Source organism: Rhodococcus sp. PSBB066 (genome assembly GCF_017068255.1).
GTDB lineage: Bacteria > Actinomycetota > Actinomycetes > Mycobacteriales > Mycobacteriaceae > Rhodococcus > Rhodococcus aetherivorans.
Window position 1 is genome coordinate 3,792,820 of the sequence record NZ_CP070859.1, and the last position, 23,022, is coordinate 3,815,841.

Sequence of the window (23,022 nt, forward strand, 5' to 3'; positions counted from 1 at the left end):
CGCGCCGGTGGCGCCCCGACGGGCGGACCGGCATGAACGGCGGAATCTCGTCCACCGTCTGGCTGCTGCCCGCGCTGCCGCTGCTCGGCGCGGCCGTGCTGCTGCTGGCCGGCCGGCGCAGCGACACGTGGGGACACCTGCTCGGATGCGCGACGGCACTCGCCTCGTTCGCGCTCGGGGTCGCCCTCTTCGTCGACATGCTCGGCCGCGACGCCGCCGACCGTGCCGTGAACCAGAGCCTCTTCGAATGGATACCGGTCGCGGGCCTGCAGATCGACTTCGGGCTCCAGCTCGACCAGCTGTCGATGTGCTTCGTGCTGCTGATCACCGGCGTCGGCTCACTCATCCACATCTACTCGGTCGGGTACATGGCACACGGCCCCGACCCCTCGGGTCGCTCCGCCGGCTCCGCTCCGGATGCGTCGGGTCGCTCCGCCGGCTCCGCTCCGGATGCGTCGGGTCGCTCCGTCGCTCCCGGGCGCCGGTTGTTCTTCGCCTACCTCAACCTCTTCCTTGCGGCGATGCTGCTGCTCGTCCTCGCCGACAACTACCTCGGCCTGTACGTGGGCTGGGAGGGTGTCGGTCTCGCCTCGTACCTGCTCATCGGGTTCTGGCAGTACAAGCCGTCCGCCGCAACCGCCGCGAAGAAGGCGTTCGTCGTCAACCGCGTCGGCGACATGGGCCTGGCAGTCGCCATGATGATCATGTTCGCGACGTTCGGTTCCGTCACCTTCGACGACGTCTTCGGCGGGGCCGAGGGTGCGAGCGACGGCGTGCTCACCGCACTCGGCCTCGTGCTGCTGCTCGCCGCCTGCGGCAAGTCCGCGCAGGTGCCGCTGCAGTCCTGGCTCGGTGACGCGATGGAAGGCCCGACACCGGTGTCGGCGCTGATCCACGCCGCCACCATGGTCACCGCGGGCGTCTACCTGATCGTCCGGTCCGATGCGATCTTCGACCTCGCCCCCACCGCGCAACTCGCCGTCGTGCTCGTGGGCGCGGTGACCCTGCTGTTCGGGGCCGTCATCGGCTGCGCCAAGGACGACATCAAGAAGGCGCTCGCCGCGTCGACGATGAGCCAGATCGGCTACATGGTCCTCGCCGCCGGCCTCGGTCCCGCCGGGTACGCCTTCGCGATCATGCACCTGCTCACCCACGGCTTCTTCAAGGCCGGACTGTTCCTCGGTGCCGGATCGGTGATGCACGGGATGAACGACGAGGTGAACATGCGCCGCTACGGCGGTCTGCGCACCGTCATGCCCGTCACGTTCGTCACCTTCGGCCTCGGCTACCTCGCGATCATCGGCATCCCGCCGTTCGCCGGCTTCTTCTCCAAGGACAAGATCATCGAGGCCGCCTTCGGAGCGGGCGGCGCCGAAGGCGTCGTCCTCGGGACGGCCGCCCTGCTCGGTGCCGGCATCACCGCGTTCTACATGACGCGGGTGATGCTGATGACCTTCTTCGGCCGGCGTCGCTGGGCCGCCGACGTCCATCCCCACGAGGCGCCGGCCGTGATGACGGTGCCCATGATCGTGCTGGCCGTGGGTTCGGTCGGCGCCGGTGCTGCGCTCAGCCTGGGGGGAGCGCTGCAGAACTGGCTCGAGCCGGTGGTGGGGACGTACGAGGCCGAACACCTGCTGCCGGTGTGGGTGACCACCGCCCTCACCCTCGCCGTCGTGCTCGCCGGTGCCGCGGTGGCCTACCGGCAGTACGCTCGGCGCGACATTCCCGAGGTCGCCCCCGCCGAGGTATCGGTGTTCACCGTCGCCGCCCGCAGGGATCTCTACGGCGACGCGGTCAACGAGGCGGTGTTCATGCGGCCCGGACGGTCCCTGACCTCGACCCTGGTGACCGTCGACGACAAGGGCGTCGACGGCGCGGTCGACGGGATCTCCGCCACGGTCGGCGCGCTGTCCGCCCGGATGCGGCACCTGCAGACCGGTTTCGTGCGGTCCTACGGCTTGTCCATGTTGGTAGGCGCGGCCGTCGTGGTCGCGACGATGGTGCTGGGGAGGCTGTAGTGGACGACTTTCCCTGGTTGACGACCCTGTGGGTGGTTCCGCTCGTTGGTGCCGTCGTCGTGCTGGCGCTTCCCGCCCGCATGCGAAGCCTCGCCAAGACGACGGCGCTGGCGGTCGCGGCCGTGGTGCTCGTACTGGCCTGCGCACTGGCGGTCGGATTCGATCCGGCAGGTGAGCAGTACCAGTTCGTCGAATCCCACGAGTGGATTCCGGCCCTGGGCGCCCGATACACGCTGGGCGTGGACGGTATCGCGCTCGTGCTGGTGCTGCTGACCGCGGTGCTGCTTCCGCTGCTGATGCTGGCGGGCTGGAACGACGCGACACAGGCCGAGTCCGCCGCGACCGCCCGGGGATCCGCGCCGCGGCGCACCACGCAGCTGTACATGGCGCTGATGCTGACGGTCGAGGCGATGGTGATGGTGTCGTTCACCGCCCTCGACGTGCTGCTGTTCTACATCTTCTTCGAAGCGATGCTCATTCCGATGTACTTCCTCATCGGAGGATTCGGGGATCGTCTCGGGGATCGCACGCAGCGCTCCCGCGCGGCGGTGAAGTTCCTGCTCTACAACCTGTTCGGCGGACTGATCATGCTGGCCGCGGTCATCGGGCTGTACGTGGTCACCGCCCGGCAGGGCGCCGGCACCTTCGACTTCCGGGACATCGTCGCCGCCGTGACCGGCGGCGGTCTCGGCGCCGACGCCGTGGTGCTCCACGCGCTGTTCCTCGGCTTCATGTTCGCCTTCGCCGTGAAGGCACCGTTGTGGCCGTTCCACACCTGGCTGCCCGGCGCCGCGGTGCAGGCCACCCCGGCCGGGGCGGTGCTGATGATGGCCGTGGTCGACAAGGTCGGCACGTTCGGCATGCTGCGCTACTGCCTGCAACTGTTTCCCGAGTCGTCGGTGTACTTCGCGCCGGTGATCGTCACGCTCGCGGTGATCGGCATCGTCTACGGCGCGGCGGTCGCCATCGGCCAGACGGACGTGATGCGCCTGATCGCCTACACCTCCATCTCGCACTTCGGGTTCATCATCCTCGGCATCTTCGCGATGACCAGCCAGGGGCAGGCCGGTTCGACGCTGTACATGGTCAACCACGGCATCTCCACCGCGGCGCTGTTCCTGATCGCCGGGTTCCTCGTCTCCCGGCGGGGATCCCGCGCGATCGCCGCCTACGGTGGCGTCCGCAAGGTCGCCCCCGTCCTGGCCGGCACGTTCCTCGTCGCGGGACTGGCGACCCTGTCCCTTCCCGGCCTGGCGCCGTTCGTCAGCGAATTCCTGGTGCTGATCGGCACGTATCCGCGTTACCAGGTCGCTGCCGTGTTCGCAGTGCTCGCACTCGTCCTCTCGGCGATCTACGTGCTGTGGCTGTACCAGCGCATGATGACCGGACCGGTCACCGACGGCAACGAGCACGTGTCCGATCTGGTGCCCCGCGAACTCGCCGTCGTGGTGCCGCTCATCGCGTTGCTCCTCGTCCTGGGCGTGTATCCGAAACCCGCCCTCGACGTGATCACCCCGGCGGTGAGCCGGGTCCTGGTCACGGTCGACCAGCCCGATCCGGCGCCGCCCGCGCCGGCCGAGCCCGTCGCGGGCGGCGGGACCGGGCCCGACACTCACGGAGGGACGCACAGGTGACTCTCTCGGACGGCACCACCGTTCTCGCTCAGGCGATTCCGGCCCCCGACCTCGAATACGGCCCGCTCTCCCCCATGCTGATCGTGTTCGGGGTGGCCGTCGCCGCAGTGCTCGTCGAGGCGTTCGTTCCCCGCCGCGGCCGGTACGCGAGCCAGCTGCTGCTCGCGCTCGGTGGTCTCGTGGCCGCGTTCGTGGCCGTCGTCGTGCTCGCCGCGGGGCTGGACTTCTCCGCCGAGGCCGCGCCCGGGTACACCGCCGCGGTGGACGCGGTGGCGGTCGACGGGCCCACTCTGTTCCTGCAGGGCACCATCCTGCTCGTCTCGATCCTCGCGGTGCTGCTCGTCGCCGAACGCGGAATCGAGCCGGGCGCCCGCGGCGCCACTGCGGGGGGACCGGGCGCGGCGGCGGCGACGGGCGCCGGCGGTGCCGACGCATTCGCCCCGCAGGCGTCCGCGGTGCCGGGCAGCCTCGCCGAGCGCGAGGCCGCCGCGGTGGGGATGTCGCAGACCGAGGTCTTTCCGTTGGTGCTGTTCGCGGTCGGCGGGATGCTGCTGTTCCCGGCCTCGAACGACCTGCTCACGATGTTCATCGCGCTCGAGGTCCTGTCGCTGCCCCTGTACCTGCTGTGCGGCCTGGCCCGGCGGCAGCGCCTGCTCTCGCAGGAATCGGCACTGAAGTACTTCCTGCTCGGCGCGTTCTCCTCGGCCTTCTTCCTCTTCGGCGTGGCGCTGCTGTACGGCTACGCGGGCACGGTCCGGTTGGCGGGCATCGCCGACGCCGTCGCGGGCCGCGCGGACGGGGACACACTGGCATTGATCGGCGCGGCGATGCTCGCGGTGGGCCTTCTGTTCAAGATCGGGGCGGTGCCGTTCCACTCGTGGATCCCCGACGTCTATCAGGGGGCGCCCACACCGATCACCGCCTTCATGGCGGCGGCCACCAAGGTCGCGGCGTTCGGCGCGATGCTGCGGGTGTTCTACGTGGCGCTGCCCGGGCTGCGCGACGACTGGCGTCCCCTGCTGTGGGGCGTCGCGATCCTGACGATGGTGGCGGGATCGGTGCTGGCCGTGACGCAGAACGACGTGAAGCGGATGCTGGCCTACTCGTCGGTCGCCCACACCGGCTTCATCCTCACCGGCCTGATCGCCGCCGACCGGGCGGGGCTGGCGTCGACGATGTTCTACCTGTTCGCCTACGGATTCAGCACCCTCGGCGCGTTCGCCGTGGTGACCCTGGTCCGCGACGATCTCGGGGAGGCGACCCACATGTCCCGCTGGGCGGGGCTCGGCCGGCGCTCACCCCTCGTCGGCGCGGTCTTCGCCCTGTTCCTCCTCGCGTTCGCCGGCATCCCGCTCACGAGCGGGTTCGTCAGTAAGTTCGCCGTATTCGGGGCGGCGGCGGGCAGCGGAGCCGTTCCACTCGTGATCGTCGGCGTGGTCAGCAGCGCGATCGCGGCGTACTTCTACGTGCGCGTCATCGTGCTGATGTTCTTCGACGAGCCGGACCGCGACGCCCCGACGGTCGTGGTCCCCAGTGTGCTGACAACCGTCGCGGTCGCCGCCGGGGCGGTGATGACGGTGGTGCTCGGCGTCTTCCCGCAGCCGCTGCTCGATCTCGCGGATCGGGTCGCGGTGTTCCTCGGCTGACCGCCGCGTCACCCGGCGGTCGCGGCGCGGCGGCGTCCGGTTCCCGCCGACCGCGTCGATCAGGCCGTAGTCACGGGCCTGCTCGGCGGTCAGGATCCGGTGTGCGCGCATGTTCTCGGCGATCTCTTCCACGGGGCGCCGGCAGACGTCCGCGAGGTGTTGCTGCAGTGCCCGCAACTGCTGCCGGTCGGCCTCGACGTCGTGCGGCCACAGCTGCACCGGGTCGTCGCCGGAGGTGTCGAGCAGCGCGAGCGTGGTCGAGACGACCCGTCAGCCGGACGATCCGTCGGTCGCACAGCCGCCCGGCCAGCCAATCGGGGCCGGGGGCGACGAGCGACGTGTACTGCGCCGGTGCGGGGGCAGGCGGGTGAGGTTCGGGCTGCCAGGGCGGCACCGGCGGCCGAAGCGGGCCTGGAGCAGTCTCGATAGTGATGCACCCCGTCGTCCGGCTCGCTGACTGCAGCCGGGATATACCGTGGTGTATGTCCCTCTCCCGTCGGCAGGTGTTGCGAGTCGGTATGGCCGGAGCGGCTGCGGTGCTGGTGGGTACGTCGGGGGTGAGCAGCGCGCGCTTGCCGGCGCCGCGGTGGCGAGGAGATGACCCGTTCGTACTCGGTGTGGCATCGGGAGATCCGACACCGGACGGTGTCGTCCTGTGGACCCGTCTGGCACCGGACCCGCTTGCCCCCGGCGGGCGCGGCGGCATGGGGTGGGATCCGGTGACCGTCGAATACGAAGTCGCGCACGATGAGAGCTTCCGGCAGGTGGTGACGCGCGGTACGGCTGTCGCGACGCGCGAACTCGCCCACAGCGTGCACCCGGAGATCCACGGCTTGGAGCCCTCTCGCTGGTACTTCTACCGGTTTCGTGCCGGCTCGGCGATCTCTCCGGTGGGCCGGACCCGCACGGCCCCTGCTCCGGGACAATCCACCTCGCGGATGCGGTTTGCGTTCGCCTCCTGTCAATCGTGGAGTTCGGGGTTCTACACCGCATACGAGCACATGAGCGATGAGGACCTCGATTTGGTCGTCCATCTGGGCGACTACATCTACGAACGCGGGTGGAGGCGCGGCCGTGAGGGAATGTCGATGGGAGTGGACCGTGACGAAGCCGTCGATCTGCCCGGCTACCGGTTGCGCTACGCACAGTACAAAGCGGAGCAGCCGCTGCGGGACGCGCATGCAGCTTTTCCCTGGATTGTGACCATGGACGATCACGAGGTCGACAACAACTGGGCCGCCGATGCGCCGGGACTGGGCATCGACATCTATCGCATCTCCGCGCTGTTCCGTCGGCGCCGAGCCGCTGCCTTCCAGGCGTTGTACGAGCATCAGCCGCTGCGACTCGCGCAGCGGCCCTCCGGGCCGGGGATGCGCCTGCACCGTCGCTATCGCTTCGGTGATCTCGCGCAGATCACCATGCTCGATACACGGCAATATCGGGACCGGCAGGCCTGCGGGGAGGACGTCACCGCGAACTGCGCCGACCGGCTTGACACCGACCGCACGATATTGGGTGCACCGCAACGGGACTGGCTGATCGATGGATTCATCGACTCGGCGGTCCGTTGGCAGATCATCGGCAATCAGGTGGCGATGGGCCAGACCGACAACGATCCCGGGCCGGAGACGGTCGTGTCGTCCGATTCCTGGGACGGGTACGTCGCCGATCGCAACACCGTCCTCGGCGCTGCGGCGGATCGCGGCGTCCGCAATCTGGTGGTGATCACCGGGGACCGCCACCAGAACATCGTCGCCGACTTGCGCCGGGACTACGCCGATCCGGAATCACCGGTCGTTGCGGCGGAATTCTCGGGAACGTCGATCACCTCAGCTGGCGACGGCGCCGACATGAACGACACCGGGCGCCGCCTGCTGGCCGCCAATCCCGACATGAAGTTCTTCAACGCGCAGCGTGGATACGTGCGCGTCGCCCTGGATCATCAGGTGTGGCGGAACGACTTCCGCGTCGTTCCCTATGTCCGGCGCCCGGGCGCGCCCATCCACACCCGTGCCAGCTTTGTTGTCGAGGATCAGAAGCCCAGTGTCACCGAAGCCTGACGGGGTTCAGCACTGATCCTCGGCCGGTCGGCGGCGGGCCCCTTTCGTCGCCCGCACTTCTGTCGCCTGCACGTTCGGTGACGTAGGTTCGAGTCATGGCCGGGTCATCTGTCCCGACGACCGCGGAATCGACCTCAGCGACCGGTTGCCGAGGAGTTTCGAGTGGAGCGACTCCGCAGGCACCTGACTCACGGCGCTCTCGCCAAGGCGAGCGGCGTCAGCCACCACACGATCCTGCGCCTGGAACGAGGCGAAGGAATCACCGACATGGTGGATCTCGTCTGTATCGGCCTGGTGTTGGAGGTGCAGGCAACGGATCTGTTGAGGCGCGCTCTCGCGGAGGCGCGCCTGGCGGGGTACTTCACTGCCGAAGCGGAGTAGACCCCTCGCGGAAGCGGTCCCCCTCGAGCAGCTACGGACGATGTGCACCGACGCCGACGGCGATGCCCAGTTTCGAGGCGTGACTACAGGGACTTGTGGGGCGGATAATTGCGGCAGGTGAAATCGGTGCTGAGCCGAGTCGAGGGCGGTCGGCATGGATTGGCAACAACGCTGGGCGGTCGAGGGTGTGCAGACAGGAATTCTCATCGTGCGATCCCTGGTCGCAGAGGCGCTCGACGAGGTCCCCGCCGGAGTCGCACTGCGCCATGTTGCGTTGCCCGAGGACCTTCGGTGCCGCTACGAGCAGGCCCGCCTGTTGCTCGCCCGGGCGGTGACCGAGGCCCGGGCGATCGGTGTGGTCGTTCCCCCCGCCGCCGAACTCGACCCGGACAGGCTTTTTCGGGGGTTGCGGCCGTGTGAGTCGGGGAGGAATTAGAGCACCGGCCGTCGGCCGGAGCCGGCAGCGCGAGCGATCGCGTCCTCCGGCGGTGCGGTGCCCCGGATTCTCGGTGCGCTCGCCCACGGCGTTCAGGCACGGCTCGTCGACGTCGAGGCGATCGCCCCGATCGACCGACCGGGTTCTGTGTGCTGCATGAGGCACCGGTACCGAGTGCTGATCCTGAAGGGCGTCCTGGTCACCCCGAGGTACCGAGCGACGTTTGCGGCAGCAGTGGCCATGTCCGACGCCGGTCGTTTCGACGTCGTCGTCATGGACGCGAGACTCCTGGGACAGGAGGCGGCGCGAGCCGGGACAATCCAGAAGTGCTCCTTTCGTTGGCGAGGCGTCTGCTGTCCGCGCCGTCCCGGCTGTGCCGCCGCCGACGTCGCGTTCGTGAGTTCGCGGCGGCCGGCTTGCTGGACGGGCTGGGGGGAGTAGCCAGAGCACGCCGCATCCGCGTCCTGCTGCACCTCGCCGACCATGGCGCAAACGTGGCAGCGCTGACCGAGGCCACCCGGCGAGGCCAGCTGGGATATCTGCTGTTCGACGATGCGTTGACTCCCCGCGGGGTCACCTACACGATCGAACAGATCTCGGGGCGGACCGGCCTCTCCAGGTCGGATGTGGAGCGGTGGTTTCGCTCGATGGGCCGTGGGGTGTCGACCGCGGGGGCGGCGGACTACAGCGAGGACGACCTGCGTCTGGCCCGGCTGTTGGCCGAGTACCGCGCTCTCGGCGGCGCGGACGCCGACCTGTTCGCGTTCGCCCGGATTGTGGGCAGAAATACCGCGACCCTCGCCGGCGCGACCGTGTCCTTGATTCAGCGGCAGCTCGATGCCGACGCCGATCACCCCGAGATGGCACTGCGCTATGCCCGCGAGCTACGACGGTTCGCGGAGTTTCAATCCCGCTTGCTCGGTCGCGCCGTCACGACGCGCCTTCGGCAGTATCTGCGTCAGCAGATCCACGCCGACACGGTCGATCACCGTGATCCCGGGGCACACGAGGTCGCGGTGTGCTTCGCCGATCTGGTCGGGTTCACCGGTCTCGGGGAGCAACTGTCGCCATCGGAGCTCGGTGAGTTGGCCGATCGACTCGATGCTCTGACCACGGATGTGGTGGCCCCGCCGGTGCGGTTCGTGAAGACCGTCGGGGACGCGGTGCTGCTGCTGTCCCCGGACCCGACGAGTCTGGCCACGGTGGTGCTGGAGCTCCTTGCTGCCGCGCACCGGCAGGGTCTTCCGCCGCTGCATGCCGGGATCGCATGGGGCACTGCCGTGCGCAGTGCCGGTGATTGGATCGGTCGACCGCTCAACCGGGCGAGCCGCATCGCTTCGATCGCCAAACCACTCGAGGTGCTTGTCGACGTCGCAGCGATGCGTCGGCTGGACAGCGCGGCAGTGGCCGCGGAGCCGGCGGGCAGGTACACGCTGAAAGGCTTCGCCGGCGAGCATGAGCTTTATCGGGTCCATGCGGTCCGAAGGTCACCGAGCGAGACGGGACTCGAGCACTCCCCGTAGCGGCTCCTCCCGATAGAGGATCGGGTGGTGAGTTGCGCCCGCGGTTGGAGCAATCCCGCGGCCGCCCGCGAAGTCGGAGTTCCCCGGTCATCCGGCAATAATTGGGCCGCGGCTGCAGCAGGTCTGCTGCCGGCACTTCCGCTGCCACGGCGAGGTAGACGAGATCCACCATGTTCACCAACCGGATGTAATTGAGCCGCAGAGTTTTTTCTGTAGGTGGACCGCGCCGGTGAGGGGAGCGGCGTGGACAAGTCGGCTCGGACGGGATCGTGTGTCGTTCCTCGACGATCCACCGATTCCAGGCGACCGGTGCGCCGGCTCCGTATCCGTGGTGGACGGAGTCTGCGGCTTCCCTGCGCGCACCACCACCCGGTACCGGCGCTGCGCCAGATGCGCGTCGACCGTGGGGCTGTCCGAATCGGGTCCGACGGTCTCGCGGAGGTGTTCGAGCGCGTCGACGGCGGTGATGCCGCCGGCCTAGCGTGCGGCGTGCTCGACGGCCTTCGCCGGAAGCGAGAACGCGGCGCGGCCGCGCACGTGGGGCAGGGCCAGGGTGCCGGCCGGATACGTGTCGACGAGGTCGTGGGCGCTGTCGGTGCCCAGCCGGCCGAAGTACAGCCCTTCCGGCAGGACCACCATGGTGGCCGCGAAGCGATCCCCGCCCACGTGGAGGACGACGGATGAGCAGGGCCCGGATGTGGCCGTGCGCTGCGTCCACGGCATCGGTGACCGCATCGGGCAGAATGCCGGAATTCGGATTCGGCCACTGCGGCGGTTTACCTCGAACAACGCACCGTGACGGAGAGCGTCAGGAACGCTTCATCCTCTCGCACACCCGATCGTCGGCCGAACACCCCGCGCGGCAGATTCTGACCAACGCATCGACCAGTCTGGCGGGTGGCGCGACGAGGCCGGGCGTTGGTCCGCAGGTTCGCGCCCTCCCGCGGTCGGAGTGGGGCCGCGGGATGCGGGTGGATGCGCCGCTGAGGTTGTGGACGATGCGATGAGCGCATGGGCGGGGCATCACGGTTCTGTCGGGGTGACCGCGTCCCAGAATCGGTCGGGCACCGCGGGCCACTCGTCTCGCCACCGCCCGGCCTCCCAGTCCGCGCGCAGATCCGCGAGCAGCGCCACCAGGTGCGGCCCGCCGTCGAGCAGGTAGCGCACGATGCCGAGCGTGGCGCATTGCGCGGTGATCGTCGCGAGCAACTCCTTGGCCTCGTCGGCGCGGTCGGCCGCGGCGAGGGTGTCGACCAGCAGCCGCCGTGCCTGCAGTAGCGCCCGCGGCCGGCCGGCGTCTGCGAGCATGTCCACCCATTCCTGCGCCCAGGTGCAGGCCAACTCCGTCGCCGCCGGTGTGTCGTCGTCGAGCAGTGCCCAGATGGCGACGGTCTCGTCGAGTTGGGCGGTGATCGCGTCGACCCCGTGCACCGGCCGGCGCCGCTCCGCATAGGCGATCGGGGGGCGCGGGGGAATGCCGGCGGTCGGGGGCAGCCGCAACCGTACGCGTTCCTCCTCGATCCGGGCCCGCAGCCTGGGTAACGTCAGCGTGTGCGCGGCCCGAGCGCCCGCATCCAGGCGCTGCGCGGCCGCCGCGCGATCGCCCCGCACCGCCTTGATCCGGGCGCCGATCGCGTACCGGGCCACCTTGAAGTCCACGGCACCGCCCTCGTAACCGAGCAGGTAGGCCTCGTCGAGGAGTCGTTCCGCCTCGTCGAGGCGGTCCTGCTCGTACAGCAGCTCGCCGAGCAGTGACGCCGCGAGTCGGGCGGCGAGAGAGTGCCCGTCGCCCCGGCTGCGGGATACCCGCAGACCCTGCCGGAACCGCTCCTCGGCGGTGGCGATGTCGAGTCGTTCGTGCGCGGCGAGGCCGAGGCAGCAATAGCTGTGCATGTGGGCGTATGGCCCGTGGTTGCGGGCGTGGTATGGCGCGGCCCACTCCTGAAGCCGCTCCGTCGCGTCGAAATCGAACCGGTAGATCGCGGCCATGCTGGCGAGGTTCGCGGCCGCGGACACTACCCAGGGTGAGAGCGAGTCGGCCCGGGCCAGGCTGGGGCGGACCAGCTCGTCGATGGTGTCGAAGCGGTCGCACCGGGCCGCTACGACGGCACGCACCACCCCGACTTCGGCTCGCAGGTCCTCGGTCTCGTCGGCGGTGAGAGGCGCGGTGGTGAAAAGGGATTCGACGGCCTCGAGGGCCTGTTCGGCGGGGCGAACGCGGTTCAACAGGATCGTGGTCCATGCCACCATCAGTTGCAAGCGGGGGCGGTTGGACAGCACCGCCGGGGGTAGCTTGTCGAGAAGCGCCAGCGTGGACGTCACCTGGGAGTGCTCGAGCAGGCTCGCGCCGTGCCGTTCGACCAGGTCGACGGCCATCTCCTGATCCCCCGCGGCCTGGGCGTGGGTCACCGCGTCGCGGATGATCGCGTGCTCGGCGAACCATTGGGCCGCGGTGCGGTGCAGCTGCGTCACGCGTTCGGGGGTCTCGCGTTCGATTCGGCGTTGCAGGAACTCTCGGAACAGGTGGTGGTAGCGAAACCAGGTGCGGTCCTCGTCCATCCGGCGCAGGAACAGGCCCCGGTCCTCGATCTCCTCGAGCAACGACTGGCATCGAGTCGTTCCGGTGAGCACGGTTGCCAGCTCTGCAGAGACGTACTCGCAGATGCAGGTGGCGAGCAGGAACTCGAGAATTCGGGGTTCGAGGGTGTCGAGGACGTTCTCGGCGAGGTATTCCCCGATGACATGGTGGCGGCCGGTGATTCCGCGGATCAGCCCTGCCGGATCGTCGCTGTCGCGCAGCGACAGCGAAACCAGCTGCAGCGCGGCCACCCAGCCGCCGGTGGCGCGGGTCAGTGCGTCGACGTCGTTGTCGGTCAGGCGGAGTCCGGCCAGCTCGACCAGCAGCCGTCGTACCTCCGGAGGGTCGAACCGCAGGGTGGCCGCGTCCACCTCGATCAGCTCGTCGCGCAGCCGCATGCGGCTCAGCGGCAGTCCGGTGCGCGCCTGGCTGGTCACGATGATCTGCAGGTGATCGGGGTCGGCGTTGTCCAACAGGTACGCCATCGCAGCGATGGTCGCGGAGTCGGAGACTCGGTGCCAGTCGTCGATGATCAGAGCGACGTGCTCCTCGGACTCCTGGATTTCGTTGATCAACGCGGTGAGCACATACTGCGTGGCGTCGTCGCCGTACTCCTCGAGGACCGCGCCGAGATCCTGGGCCAGGGCCGGCCGCACCTGTCGGAGGGATTCGAGCAGATGCGCCAGAAGCCGCACGGCCCCGTTGTCGTCACTGTCGACGGACAGCCAGGCCACCTGGACGCCGTTGTCGGCCAGTTCGCGCGACCATTGTGCGGCCAGGGTGGTCTTGCCGAAGCCCGGCGGGGCGGTGATGGCCGTCAGGATGCGCCGCCCACCCACACGCAGCAGCCGCAGCAGGCGCTCGCGGACCACCAGGGGGCGGGTCGCCGTCGGTGGGCGCAGCCGCGTGGCAGGCACCGGTGGGGTCAGCCGGCCGGATCCGGTCCGCCGCCGGCGGCCGGTGCCGGTCGTGGCGCGGGGGTGCGCGGCGCCGAGGTCGGTGGGCTCGCTGGCATCGGGCACCGGTAGCTCGTCCACCGGCAGCCCGTGGTGTTCCTCGACCGCACGCAACTGCTCGCCGAATGCGGCGGCGGTGCCGGTGCGTGAGGTCGGATCCCGGTCCATCGCGCGCTCGAGCATCTCGCCGACATCATCCGGGATGCCGGTGCCGCCGTGCAGGTCAGGTGCCGGCCCGCGGGTGATCCGTAGGAACTGCGCGACCACGGATTCGCCGCGGCGCCTCTCGTACGCCGCGTGCCCGGTGATGGCACAGAACAAGGTCGCGCCGAGCCCGTACACGTCCGCCGAGCGGGAGGGGGATTGTCCGGCGAGCACCTCCGGGGCGGTGAACGCCGGAGATCCCGTGACCGCGCCGGCGGCGGTCTCGAAAGCCCCGGCGACCCGAGCGATTCCGAAGTCGGTCAGCTGCGGCTCACCATAGTCGGTGAGCAGGATGTTCGCCGGTTTCACGTCCCGGTGCAGCATGCCCATGCGGTGCGCGGTCTCCAACGCGCCGGCGATCTTGACGCCAATCCCGAGTGCGTCCTCCCACCGCAGTGGGCCCTGCTCCCGGATCCGGGCCTCGAGCGAGTTGCGGCGGTGGTACTCCATCACGATGTACGGCTGACCGGATGCGGTGGCGCCGACCTCGTGGACGGTGACGATATTCGGGTGGCCGGACAGCCGCCCCATTGCGCGCTGCTCACGCAGGAAGCGTTCGAGGTTGTCGGGGTCCGGTTCCGAGGTCAGCACCTTGATCGCCACGGTGCGGTCCAGGGCGGGCTGCCGACACCGGTAGACGACGCCGAAACCACCCCGGCCGATCTCGTGCACGTCCTCGAACCCGGCCGCGACAAGTTCGGCCACGATGCGCGGCGGGGTCTCCCGCTGCGTCGCCAGCGGATCGCTCTCGGCCATCGGCTGCCTCACTCATAGCCGGGGTTGGTCGAATGCCCTGATCATATCCCCGTGGGATCGGAGGCGGGGCGATCGAACGGACGACCAGCGGCCTGTCCATCGAGGGAGTGGGCATTGTCGGCGGGCACCCACGCCTGGGGTCGCATGTTCCCCGAGAACCATTGTGCGGCAGCAGAACCCGACTCGCCGACCTACGCGTCCGCGTCGCGGCGGCGTCGGCCGCGACGCCGAAGTCGGCTGTCGGCCGGTTGTCGGCCCCGGTTGGCCATTCGCCGATACGCGTGACGCACCGTCTTCTCGGCGGACGCTCAGCGAGCGGTTGGCCGCGCGGCGGCGACGTCGGTGTGTTGCTGCACCCCAGAGCTGGAGCTGGTACGAGGGGCCTCGTCTGTCGCCAGGATTCGGCGCGGAACGGGTCCTCGAGGATGATCGGGTAGCCGGGGACAAGACTGTTCACCTCGTCTTGGCCGGCGATGGTGTATCCGGCAGTTCGGGGCCGGCGGGGACCGGGTCCGGGCGTCGGGCGGGTTTGACGCCGCTCGAGGCTCGGAGGGCACCGTGCAGCGTCACCCGCAGCGGATTCTGGGCGGCGTGTGCGAGGAGGGTGTGGAACTCGACGTCGAACCTCAATGGCTAGTACGTGAATCTGAGGTGACCGGCAGGGCGAAGCCACCCGGCGCAGCCGGGTGCGGCGTTCGAGTGGTCAGGCCGCTGGTTGTGTGGGTTCGATGGTGACCTGGTGACCGAGTGCTTGAAGCCTGGCCAGGAGTCGACGAGTTTCTTTGGCCGGGTCGATTCTGCGGTCGAGGTAGTCGGTTCCGAGGTCCCGGTAGGGGCGCCCGGTGGCGAGGATATGCCAGACGATTATCGCCAGTTTGTGGGCGACCGCGACGATGGCTTTGTTCTTGGCGTGGGGACTTCGCGGGCCGCCGAACTTGCGGACGTGCCAGCGGTAAAGGCTCTGCAGGTAGCCCGGTGTCCGCACGGCAGCCCAGCTGCATTCGACGAGCACATGCTGCAGCTGCGGGTTGCCCTTACGTCGGGCACCGGAGTGATGCTTGCCGGCCGACTCGTGGTTGCCCGGGCACAGGCCGATCCAGGAGGCGAAATGTGCGTCCGTCGGGAAACAGTCGGCGACCGCCACACCTGATTCGGAAATGATCGCCGCCGACGCGCCGGGACCGATCCCGGGGATGGTGGTCAACAGCTCGCGTTCGGCGCGAAAGGGTTGCATCATGTCCTCGATCTGCTCATCGAGCCTGCGGGTCATCTGTTCGAGGTGATCGATATGGTCGAGATGAAGCCGGCACATCAAGGCGTGATGATCGTCGAAACGGCCCTCCAGGGCTCGTTGCAGATCGGGAATTTTCGCGCGCATCTTTCCCTTGGCCAGATCGGCGAGCGTGGCCGGTCGGCGCTGGCCATCGATCAGCGCCTCCACCATTGCCCGTACCGAGGCCGTGGTGATCGTCGACGCCACCGAATCGACCTTGATCCCGGCGTCTTGGAGCACGTTGCCCAGTCGCTGCAGCTCGCTGGTACGGGATTCGGTGAGCTTGCGGCGGTACCGGATCACATCGCGTGCCGCTTTGATCTCGGCCGGCGGAATGAAGCTGCCCCGCACCAGCCCGCATTCGAGCAGATGCGCCAGCCACTCGGCGTCGGACAGGTCGGTCTTACGGCCGGGCACGTTGCGGACGTGCCCGGCGTTGCAGACCAGGACTTCCTCGAAGTCCCCGTGCTCGACCAGCGCATGGTAGACGGGCATCGAGTAGATGCCGGTGGCCTCCATCGCCACGTGCGTGACCTGCTGTTCGGTCAACCACGCGGCGGCCTGGACGAGCACGCCATAGAACGTTTTGAACATGCGTTTGACGGTGTGCCGATGGTCGGGGCCGTCGCCCGGCACCCTGACCGCTACCGCAATGACGTCTTTGCCGATGTCGATCGCCGCGCACCGCTGGTAGAGAACCTGCATCTGCCTCGCCCTCTCCCTATGCTCACTCGTGGGACGCGCGCCGCCTCCGGAGCCCCGCATATCAAATTGGAGGCTGGTACTCGCGCTCAGGGCGGCAACCGGGTAACACCCGACGGTGGAGGCTCCAGCGCCAATCTCTTCGACGGTCTCGAAAGACCAAGCCAAATCGGCGTCGGAAGGCGACGGGCGCACAAAGATTCTCACCCCACCGCGAACGGGCCCGCCAGGGTCCACCGGGATCTCTTTCGATGAGAGCGATTCGCTTCCCCGACCTGCCGTCGACCTCCCTGACCACGCTGCAGGAACTGGACTTTCACCCACCGCGGCAGTCATGACCGCGCCTGCGCACACCGCACTCCCGCGGTGGAAGGCGGGACCGGCCCGCAGCTGGGCGGCGTTCCCGCTCGCCGCCTGTAGTGGCGGTTTCTGGGGTCGTGTGGCTTCTTCGGCAGATCGGCACGAGATCTCGTGCCGATCTGCCGCGATGCGCACCTACAGTGGGTGCACCCACCGCAACCGCGGTCGGAGAAGGCGCCGTGCACACCTTCGAGGATCCGAGGTGAGAGATGACTGCATCCGAAGCCGGTTCCGCGGAATACGTAGTCGAGTCGACCGGCGCCCCCGTGACCGCCCCGGGGTGATTCGGGTGACCACCGCAGAGAACGCCGAGTCCGGCGGCAGCCGGCAGCAGGTCCGGCCGGGTGCCGCCACCGGGACCGTGGTCGCCGTGTTCGGGGCGCTGGCCGCCCTGGCCGGCATCGAGCACGGGGTCGGGGAGATGCTTCAGGGCTCGGGCCCACCGCCGGGGTGGGTGATCCGGTCCTGGCCCGAGCACGCGGCGTTCGAGGCCCTCGGCGGCGAGCCCGCCCTGACCGTGCTCCCCGACCTGCTGGTCTCCGGGGTCGTCACCGTGGTGGTGGCGACCGCGCTGGGTGCCTGGGCGATCGTCGGCGTGCACCGCCGGCACGCAGGGCCGCTGCTGCTCGGGCTGTCGTTGCTGCTGTTGGCCGTGGGCGGCGGGTTCGGGCCGCCCCTGCTGGGCATCGTCTTGGGCTTGGGCGCAGCCTGGCCGGCCGTATCCCCGCAGCACTTCGGCGCAGCCAGGCGCTCCCTGGCACGGATGTGGCCGTGGGCGCTGGGAGCCGGCGTGGTCGGCTACCTGGGATTGGTCCCGGGCACTCTGGTGATGCACGCGGTGTGGGGTTCGACGAGTCCTGCCGGGGTGTACGGGCTGATGGTGCTGGCCTTCGGCGGGGTGATCCTGGCGCTGCCGGCGGCCCGGGCCCGCGACCGGCTCGAGGCCGGGCGCGGCGTCGCACACGCGCAACCCGGCAGCGGCCACCGCAGCAGGGGCACCCGATGACCTTCCGTGCCCGACCGCACCAGATCGCCCCCGGCGTCCACCTGCTCCGGGCCGGCCGGAGCGCCGCCGCCTCCAACGTCTACCTGATCGCGTCGGGGTCGACGTGGGTGTTGGTGGACGCGGCCTGGGCCGGCAGCGCCGAGACCATCACCGCGGCGGCGGAGTCGCTGTTCGGCACGGGCACGAAGCCGGCGGCGATTCTGCTGACCCACCTCCACCCGGATCACTCCGGGGCCGCCGGGGCCCTGGCCCGGACCTGGGGGGTGCCGGTGTACGTCCACCCCGCTGAGCTGCCGATGGCCCCGGGCCGGTACCTGCCGGAGTACACGATGCCGCTGGACCGGTGGGTGGTGATCCCGCTGATGCGGCTGCTGCCCCGGCGGACTCGGGCCCGGATCGAACAGGCGGGCAGCCTCACCGACGTGGTGCGTCCGCTGGGGCCGGGCGGCGTGGTGCCGGCGCTGCCCGACTGGCAATGGGTGCACACCCCCGGGCACACCCCGGGTCACGTGGCCTACCTGCGACGCAGCGACGGCGTGCTGATCGCCGGGGACGCCGCGGTGACCGTGGACCTGAACTCGGTCCTCGGGACGCTGACCGGCCGGCGGCGGCTCGCCGGACCACCCCGGTACACCACCTGGGACCAGCCGGCGGCGGTGCGGTCCGTCGCTGCCCTGGCGGCGCTGGAGCCGCGGGTGCTCGCTCCCGGGCACGGGCTGCCGCTGGCCACCGCAGCGGCCGAGGCACTGCACCACCTGGCCCGGAAACTGGACCGGCCTCGGGCCGGTCGGCTGCGCCGGGGGCTGCGCACGCTCCGGGTCGCTGTGGCCGCACCCCGGTACGGCGGAGCGGGCCGGTATCGGCCCCCACCGCTGGTGTACGCCCGGCTGCAGTGGCTGGGTCACGCGTTGACCCGGCTGCGGCTCAGCCCGCGATATGTCGTGACGCTCGAGGTTCCCGGGCGCCGCTCCGGTGTCGTGCGCCGGACCAACCTGGTGCTGCTGGACCACGACGGCGAGCAGTACCTGCTGTCGCTGGCCGGGCAGTCCCAGTGGGCCCGCAACGTGGGGGCCGCCGGCGGGCGCGCGGTGCTGGCCCGCGGCCGCCGACGCAGGGCTGTCACGTTGGTCGAGGTGCCGGTCGCCGACCGGGCCGGCCTCCTCCGCGCCTACTTGCTGCGGGGCGGACGGCAACCCGGCAACCGACGGATCGCCCGGGAGGCGGACATGTACTTCGGCCTGGCCGGTGCACCCACCCTGGAAGAGTTGGCGGCTGTGGCACCGCGCTACCCGGTGTTCCGGGTCGCCGACAGCGGACAGCCGGCCCACCAGACGAGAGCACCGCGATGACCGTCACCCGAGGGGCGGCCCCGCCCGGTACTGCGTTCCCCGACATTCGCCCACCTCCGGGGGACCTGGCGGCCCATGGCCGGCTACCGTCGCAGCCTGCTCGACGTCGAGCACCCGCCCTGTGCTCCGCCGGGGGTCGGACCCCCATCGCGGCATACGCCGCCATGCGGGTGCTGTGCGGCATCGCGGCGGTCGTCGCCATCGCCAGGTCGATCACGACCTTGCTCGGATCATGGATCGACCGACCCTCGCCGCGGTGGTGCAGTGACGGCTCCCGGGGATCGGCGCGGTGGTGCACACGGTGACCGAGGCCGGCAGCCTCGACGAGGCGCGCCGCCGCCTCGACCGGACCAGGGGGTGCCGCTCAGGTGGCCAGGTCGGCGGCGTGGCGACGGGCCCGCTCGGCCGCCTGCAGCTCGAGCCCGTACAGCAACCCGAAGGTGAACCCGTTCTCCCCGGGTGTGGTCCCGGCCCGGGCACCGAACTCGCGCAGCAGGTCGGTGGCGACGGCGCTGTCCCGATGTTCGCCGAGGACCTGCTGGATGTTCGTGTAGCGGGCGATCTTGCGCTTCGCGCGTGTGCGGCCCAGCAGCGGGGCAGCCAACTCGACGGCATAGCGGGCCCGCTCGGCGGCCTTGCGGGCCCGACTCGGCGCCGCCTCGTCCTCGTCGGCGGCGGCCCGCACCCGGCTCAGGGCCGTGCGTTCGGCGGTGCGCACCGCCTTCTCGATCACCCGCGCACCGTCCCCATGGTCGGTCAGCGGTGGCTGCGTGCGCCAGCGTGCCAGCGCGGCGAGCAGCATGCGATACCGGTCGGAGTCCAGGGCGCGCAGCACCTCGTCGAGGTGGCGGCGCTCGTCGGCGAGCAGATCGGTGTCGAGCCGGGACGCCACCGGGCCCATCACCACTTCCGGCGGCAGTGTCTCGAGCGCGGCGGCCAGCCGGGCGCGCTGCACCTGCCGATCCCGAACATGACCGAGCAGCCCGGAATACCAAGACAATTCGGAATCGAGCCAGGTGCGTTGCGCGGGTTCGAACAGGTCCTGCCACACCCGGAGGGTGCTGCGCAGCCGCCGGATACCGACCCGGGTGGGATATATCGGGTCCAGACCGCGGCGCAGCCACACGTCCCCCGCGCCGATCGCCTCGATCTGGGCGTCGAGGTAGGCACCGAGCATCCGCCGCGCTGTGGGGGCCTTCCCGGTGGGGGTGTGGGGGCCCGGGGCCGGGTCGGTTGCGGCGAGGGCGTGCTCGAGCTCGCTGCGGTGCGGGGCCGGTGCGGCGCCGGCGCGGGCCAGGGCCGCGGTGACGGCGGTGCGGTGCTTCTTCGTCGCCGCCGTACCGAGGTCGAGGTGGAGCTGGTGCCACTGTTCGACGGTTGCCACCCGGCCGATCACGGTGGCCTGGACCGTCTCGACGATGATCTGCGCGAGCAGCCGGTCCTTGCGGTCGTACCACTCGTGCCGGTGCTCGCCGATGCCGAGGGTGACCGAGCGTCGCAGCGGCCGCCCGCCCGTCAGGCCCGCCACCGCCGCGGTGAGTTCGTCGGGCACGAGGTCGCTGTCGGGGGAGGCGAGGTGCAGTTCGGTACCGAGCGTGCCGCCGGGAACGGCCAGTTCCCAGCCGGGCTCGTCGTCGGGGCCGGGATTTCGGTACCGGAGGACGCTGTCCCAGTGCCGCAGATCGCGGTCGTCGGTGTCGAGGTAGATGCTGTGGCGCTCGGGGCCGGGGTGCTCGACGTGCCGTGCCTTCGGCAGGATGTCCTGCCATCGCGGCAGGTCCCCCCGGGACGACGCGAGATACGTGGTGTGGGCGGGCGCGGACGAGGCCATGACTTCGAGTCTGTCGCATCCGGCCGGGCTTCGGCAGTGAACGCGCCGGGTTCCCGCCGCAGGATGGTCTTCGGCGGTGGGCCAATCGACGGTCGAGGATCTCCGGGAATACGTGCTACATCCGCTCGTCTGGTCACCGACTCGACCCCGGCGGCCGCGGCGACGCTGGCCGCCCTCGGCAGCACCGGGCTGGTGGACTGGCCGGTGCCGGCCGCCGTCGGGGACGGGGCACCGGCCGCGAAACGGCTGATCCCGTACCGGCCCACCACCCGAGTCCAGTCCGGTACCACCACCGCTGCTGCGCCGGCGCGGTCGTCGACGCAGCCGAAGAATGCGGCGACGGTCGCACCGAGGCCCCTGCCGACGCCGGCGACGGACCGGACGGCCCGGCCCGATCCGGCGCGGGTGCGGTCACCGAAGCGTAAACCCCGGGTCGAACGCGCGGTGCAGTATGTGCGCGGAAGCTCTTGGGCCGATCAGGCTTTCACGAATCTGACCGAGGCACAACTGCACGTGCTGAAGTGGTGTCGCGAGATCGCGGGCACACGGATCCACGGCGCCACTGCGGTTGCTGCGGCCCCCCTTGACACCGGCGGTGCTCGGAACCGATCCTCGACCTCATTCCGCGACGGTCCCCGTCACAGCTCGAAACGGAGCATGCCATGACAACGCCCCGAGTTCCGGACATGCGCCAGTCGTACCTGCGGGTGCGGGACGTCGACCTGTACTGCGAGGACACCGGCGGTGCGGGCGAGCCGATCCTGTTCCTGCACGGGTTCTTCTTCGACGGGCGAATGTACGAGGCGCAGATCGCGGCGCTGAGGGATCGATACCGTTGCCTCACCCTCGATTTCCGGGGACAGGGCCGCTCCGGGCACGCCCGGGGCGGCTACCAGCTCGAGCAACTGACCGCCGACGTGCTCACCGTGATCCGGCGGCTCGACCTCGCACCCGCGCATCTGGTGGGGCTGTCGATGGGCGGCTTCGTCGGGATGCGCATCGGAGCGCGGGAACCGGACCAGGTGCGCTCGCTGACCCTGCTCAACACCGGCGCAACCCCGCACCCGCCCGCGAAGTACCCGCTGCACCTGGCCCTGACGGCCGTGGCCCGGCTCCTCGGGCCGTCACCTGCCCTCGTGCTGCGCGGCATCGAGAAGGAACTCTACGGCGCACCGTTCCGCACCGACCCCACCCGGGAACCCGAGCGTCAGGCGTGGCGCAGGCGGTGGGTGCAGGCCGACCGGTCGTCACTGGCGAACACGATGCTCGGCATGATGGTCCGCCCCGACATCCGGGACGAGCTCCCCGCGGTGAGCGTGCCGACGCTGATCGTCGCGGGACAACTGGATGTCGAGATGTCGCCGCATCTCTCCCGCGAAATGCACGCGCTGATCCCGGGCTCGCGACTGGTGGAACTCGACGGGGTGGGCCACAGTTCGACGCTGGAAGACCCGGCCCGGGTCACCGGCATCCTGGAGCGTTTTCTCGCCGAGGTCGGCTGACCGAGGAGAACCCCCGGGGTGCGTGGCCGCCGGTCCGACAGGTCCGCCCCTCACCCGGGCGACATCGTCTCGACCTGCGCCTCCTAGATCGGACGGAACCCCGCCCCGGCGCCGCCCCGCGCATCGGCGTCACCGACGACGGCCGTCATGCTCGTGCCGACCTCCGGACCGAGGCAGGCAACGCTGAGATAGCCGTTCACCATGCCCACGAGCGTGGTTCCGACCACCACCGGACCTCCCGAGTCGCCGAGGTCGACGCACGTCTGCGTCCAGGTCTGCCCCGAACCGAACACATCGCCGTAGGCCACCCCGCAGGTATGCCCCGTGGTGCGGCCCTGCTTGCAGACGATGTCCGGGAACTGCGCCGGTCCCCCGATCCCCGTGATCGTCGTGTTTCCCACCCGATTCACGGGCGCCACCTTCGCCGGCTCGAACACGATCACCGCGTAGTCCAAGTCCGCATCGGTGTAGGCGATCGTGCCGACCACACCGGCGTCCGGATCGGCCTCCGAGGCGACCGTGGACCCGGCGTTTCCGCAGTGCCCCGCCGTGAATCCGACCAGCCGGCCCCCGGAATCGGGGCCGATCGTGGTGAGGGTGCAGTAGTTCCGGCCGTCCATGACGATACCGGAACCGCCGCCGAGGACGGCCGGATCGGCGGCCGCTGCAACACCGGTGCCGGCGAGCAGCGACGCGCCGACGGCGAGAACGAGGATGCCGAGTCTCATGGCGGGCCTCTCCCGAAGGTCGAGCGAACGAGTCGGACACGCGCAGGAACGGGAGGGTCGCGCGTACGATCCACCGCCC

At 70.1% G+C, this 23,022-nt stretch carries 15 protein-coding genes and 1 pseudogene; 10 read left to right on the plus strand and 6 right to left on the minus strand.

Going from position 1 to position 23,022, the window contains the following annotated elements:
- Nucleotides 1-32: 32 nt before the first annotated feature.
- The 3 genes from nuoL to nuoN are packed head-to-tail and all read left to right on the plus strand — an operon-like array spanning nucleotide 33 to nucleotide 5,298.
- A complete protein-coding gene (gene nuoL, locus JYA75_RS17315; protein WP_203329216.1) occupies nucleotides 33-2,018 on the plus strand; it encodes an NADH-quinone oxidoreductase subunit L in 1,986 nt (661 codons plus the stop codon).
- Nucleotides 2,018-3,652, plus strand: a complete 1,635-nt coding sequence (locus JYA75_RS17320) for an NADH-quinone oxidoreductase subunit M (protein ID WP_203329217.1) — start codon at nucleotides 2,018-2,020, stop codon at nucleotides 3,650-3,652. Before nuoL ends, JYA75_RS17320 begins: the two co-directional genes overlap by 1 nt.
- A complete protein-coding gene (gene nuoN / locus JYA75_RS17325; RefSeq protein ID WP_203329218.1) occupies nucleotides 3,649-5,298 on the plus strand; it encodes an NADH-quinone oxidoreductase subunit NuoN in 1,650 nt (549 codons plus the stop codon). The genes JYA75_RS17320 and nuoN overlap by 4 nt, the downstream gene beginning before the upstream one ends.
- Nucleotides 5,299-5,400: 102 nt before the next feature.
- On the opposite strand, the pseudogene JYA75_RS29185 reads toward nuoN, so the two are convergent.
- A pseudogene (locus JYA75_RS29185) lies at nucleotides 5,401-5,517 on the minus strand (hypothetical protein); the annotation flags it as partial.
- 263 nt (nucleotides 5,518-5,780) lie between these two features.
- Between JYA75_RS29185 and JYA75_RS17335 the strand changes: the two are divergent.
- The 4 genes from JYA75_RS17335 (at nucleotide 5,781) to JYA75_RS17350 (ending at nucleotide 9,698) form a co-directional block, all read left to right on the plus strand.
- A complete protein-coding gene (locus JYA75_RS17335) occupies nucleotides 5,781-7,358 on the plus strand; it encodes an alkaline phosphatase D family protein (RefSeq protein WP_185712770.1) in 1,578 nt (525 codons plus the stop codon).
- 162 nt (nucleotides 7,359-7,520) lie between these two features.
- Nucleotides 7,521-7,739: a helix-turn-helix transcriptional regulator gene (locus JYA75_RS17340; protein WP_043799578.1), complete on the plus strand. Its 219-nt coding sequence runs from the start codon at nucleotides 7,521-7,523 to the stop codon at nucleotides 7,737-7,739.
- 154 nt (nucleotides 7,740-7,893) lie between these two features.
- Nucleotides 7,894-8,175, plus strand: a complete 282-nt coding sequence (locus JYA75_RS17345) for a hypothetical protein (RefSeq protein ID WP_050035304.1) — start codon at nucleotides 7,894-7,896, stop codon at nucleotides 8,173-8,175.
- Between the two features lie 326 nt (nucleotides 8,176-8,501).
- On the plus strand, nucleotides 8,502-9,698 hold the full coding sequence (locus JYA75_RS17350; RefSeq protein ID WP_043799585.1) for an adenylate/guanylate cyclase domain-containing protein: 1,197 nt from the start codon (nucleotides 8,502-8,504) through the stop codon (nucleotides 9,696-9,698).
- A gap of 477 nt (nucleotides 9,699-10,175) precedes the next feature.
- Here the strand turns inward: JYA75_RS17350 and JYA75_RS17355 are convergent, their stop codons facing one another.
- The 3 genes from JYA75_RS17355 to JYA75_RS17365 all read right to left on the minus strand — a co-directional run bounded on the left by JYA75_RS17355 (nucleotide 10,176) and on the right by JYA75_RS17365 (nucleotide 16,170).
- Nucleotides 10,176-10,364, minus strand: a complete 189-nt coding sequence (locus JYA75_RS17355) for a hypothetical protein (RefSeq protein ID WP_203329219.1) — start codon at nucleotides 10,362-10,364, stop codon at nucleotides 10,176-10,178.
- 357 nt (nucleotides 10,365-10,721) lie between these two features.
- The gene (locus JYA75_RS17360; protein WP_203329220.1) at nucleotides 10,722-14,192 is read right to left on the minus strand and encodes a serine/threonine-protein kinase; all 3,471 of its coding nucleotides are present in this window, start codon (nucleotides 14,190-14,192) and stop codon (nucleotides 10,722-10,724) included.
- A gap of 703 nt (nucleotides 14,193-14,895) precedes the next feature.
- Complete coding sequence (locus tag JYA75_RS17365) at nucleotides 14,896-16,170, minus strand: IS110 family transposase (protein ID WP_203329221.1); 1,275 nt, start codon at nucleotides 16,168-16,170, stop codon at nucleotides 14,896-14,898.
- Between the two features lie 646 nt (nucleotides 16,171-16,816).
- Between JYA75_RS17365 and JYA75_RS17370 the strand changes: the two genes are divergently transcribed.
- Together JYA75_RS17370 and JYA75_RS17375 are read left to right on the plus strand one after the other, a co-directional pair.
- Entirely contained in the window at nucleotides 16,817-17,533 is a 717-nt protein-coding gene (locus JYA75_RS17370; protein ID WP_006936541.1) for a hypothetical protein, read from the plus strand.
- On the plus strand, nucleotides 17,530-18,882 hold the full coding sequence (locus tag JYA75_RS17375; RefSeq protein ID WP_161995975.1) for a nitroreductase/quinone reductase family protein: 1,353 nt from the start codon (nucleotides 17,530-17,532) through the stop codon (nucleotides 18,880-18,882). Before JYA75_RS17370 ends, JYA75_RS17375 begins: the two co-directional genes overlap by 4 nt.
- A 364-nt stretch (nucleotides 18,883-19,246) precedes the next feature.
- On the opposite strand, the gene JYA75_RS17380 is transcribed toward JYA75_RS17375, so the two are convergent.
- Complete coding sequence (locus tag JYA75_RS17380; RefSeq protein ID WP_203329222.1) at nucleotides 19,247-20,713, minus strand: CHAD domain-containing protein; 1,467 nt, start codon at nucleotides 20,711-20,713, stop codon at nucleotides 19,247-19,249.
- A 662-nt stretch (nucleotides 20,714-21,375) separates the two neighbouring features.
- Here JYA75_RS17380 and JYA75_RS17385 point away from each other — a divergent pair.
- Nucleotides 21,376-22,215 carry an alpha/beta hydrolase gene (locus JYA75_RS17385; protein WP_203329223.1) on the plus strand — a complete coding sequence of 280 codons (840 nt, stop codon included), beginning with the start codon at nucleotides 21,376-21,378 and terminating at the stop codon, nucleotides 22,213-22,215.
- A gap of 83 nt (nucleotides 22,216-22,298) precedes the next feature.
- Here JYA75_RS17385 and JYA75_RS17390 read toward each other — a convergent pair whose 3' ends face one another.
- On the minus strand, nucleotides 22,299-22,943 hold the full coding sequence (locus JYA75_RS17390) for a hypothetical protein (RefSeq protein ID WP_006936531.1): 645 nt from the start codon (nucleotides 22,941-22,943) through the stop codon (nucleotides 22,299-22,301).
- Nucleotides 22,944-23,022: the final 79 nt, after the last annotated feature.

Excerpts from the sequence above, each read along its gene's own strand:
- nuoL (WP_203329216.1), top strand. The coding sequence starts at position 33 with ATGAACGGCGGAATCTCGTCCACCGTCTGGCTGCTGCCCGCGCTGCCG.
- JYA75_RS17335 (WP_185712770.1), top strand. The coding sequence starts at position 5,781 with ATGTCCCTCTCCCGTCGGCAGGTGTTGCGAGTCGGTATGGCCGGAGCG.
- JYA75_RS17345 (WP_050035304.1), top strand. The coding sequence starts at position 7,894 with ATGGATTGGCAACAACGCTGGGCGGTCGAGGGTGTGCAGACAGGAATT.
- JYA75_RS17360 (WP_203329220.1), bottom strand. The coding sequence starts at position 14,192 with ATGGCCGAGAGCGATCCGCTGGCGACGCAGCGGGAGACCCCGCCGCGC.
- JYA75_RS17365 (WP_203329221.1), bottom strand. The coding sequence starts at position 16,170 with ATGCAGGTTCTCTACCAGCGGTGCGCGGCGATCGACATCGGCAAAGAC.
- JYA75_RS17375 (WP_161995975.1), top strand. The coding sequence starts at position 17,530 with ATGACCTTCCGTGCCCGACCGCACCAGATCGCCCCCGGCGTCCACCTG.
- JYA75_RS17380 (WP_203329222.1), bottom strand. The coding sequence starts at position 20,713 with ATGGCCTCGTCCGCGCCCGCCCACACCACGTATCTCGCGTCGTCCCGG.
- JYA75_RS17385 (WP_203329223.1), top strand. The coding sequence starts at position 21,376 with ATGACAACGCCCCGAGTTCCGGACATGCGCCAGTCGTACCTGCGGGTG.
- JYA75_RS17390 (WP_006936531.1), bottom strand. The coding sequence starts at position 22,943 with ATGAGACTCGGCATCCTCGTTCTCGCCGTCGGCGCGTCGCTGCTCGCC.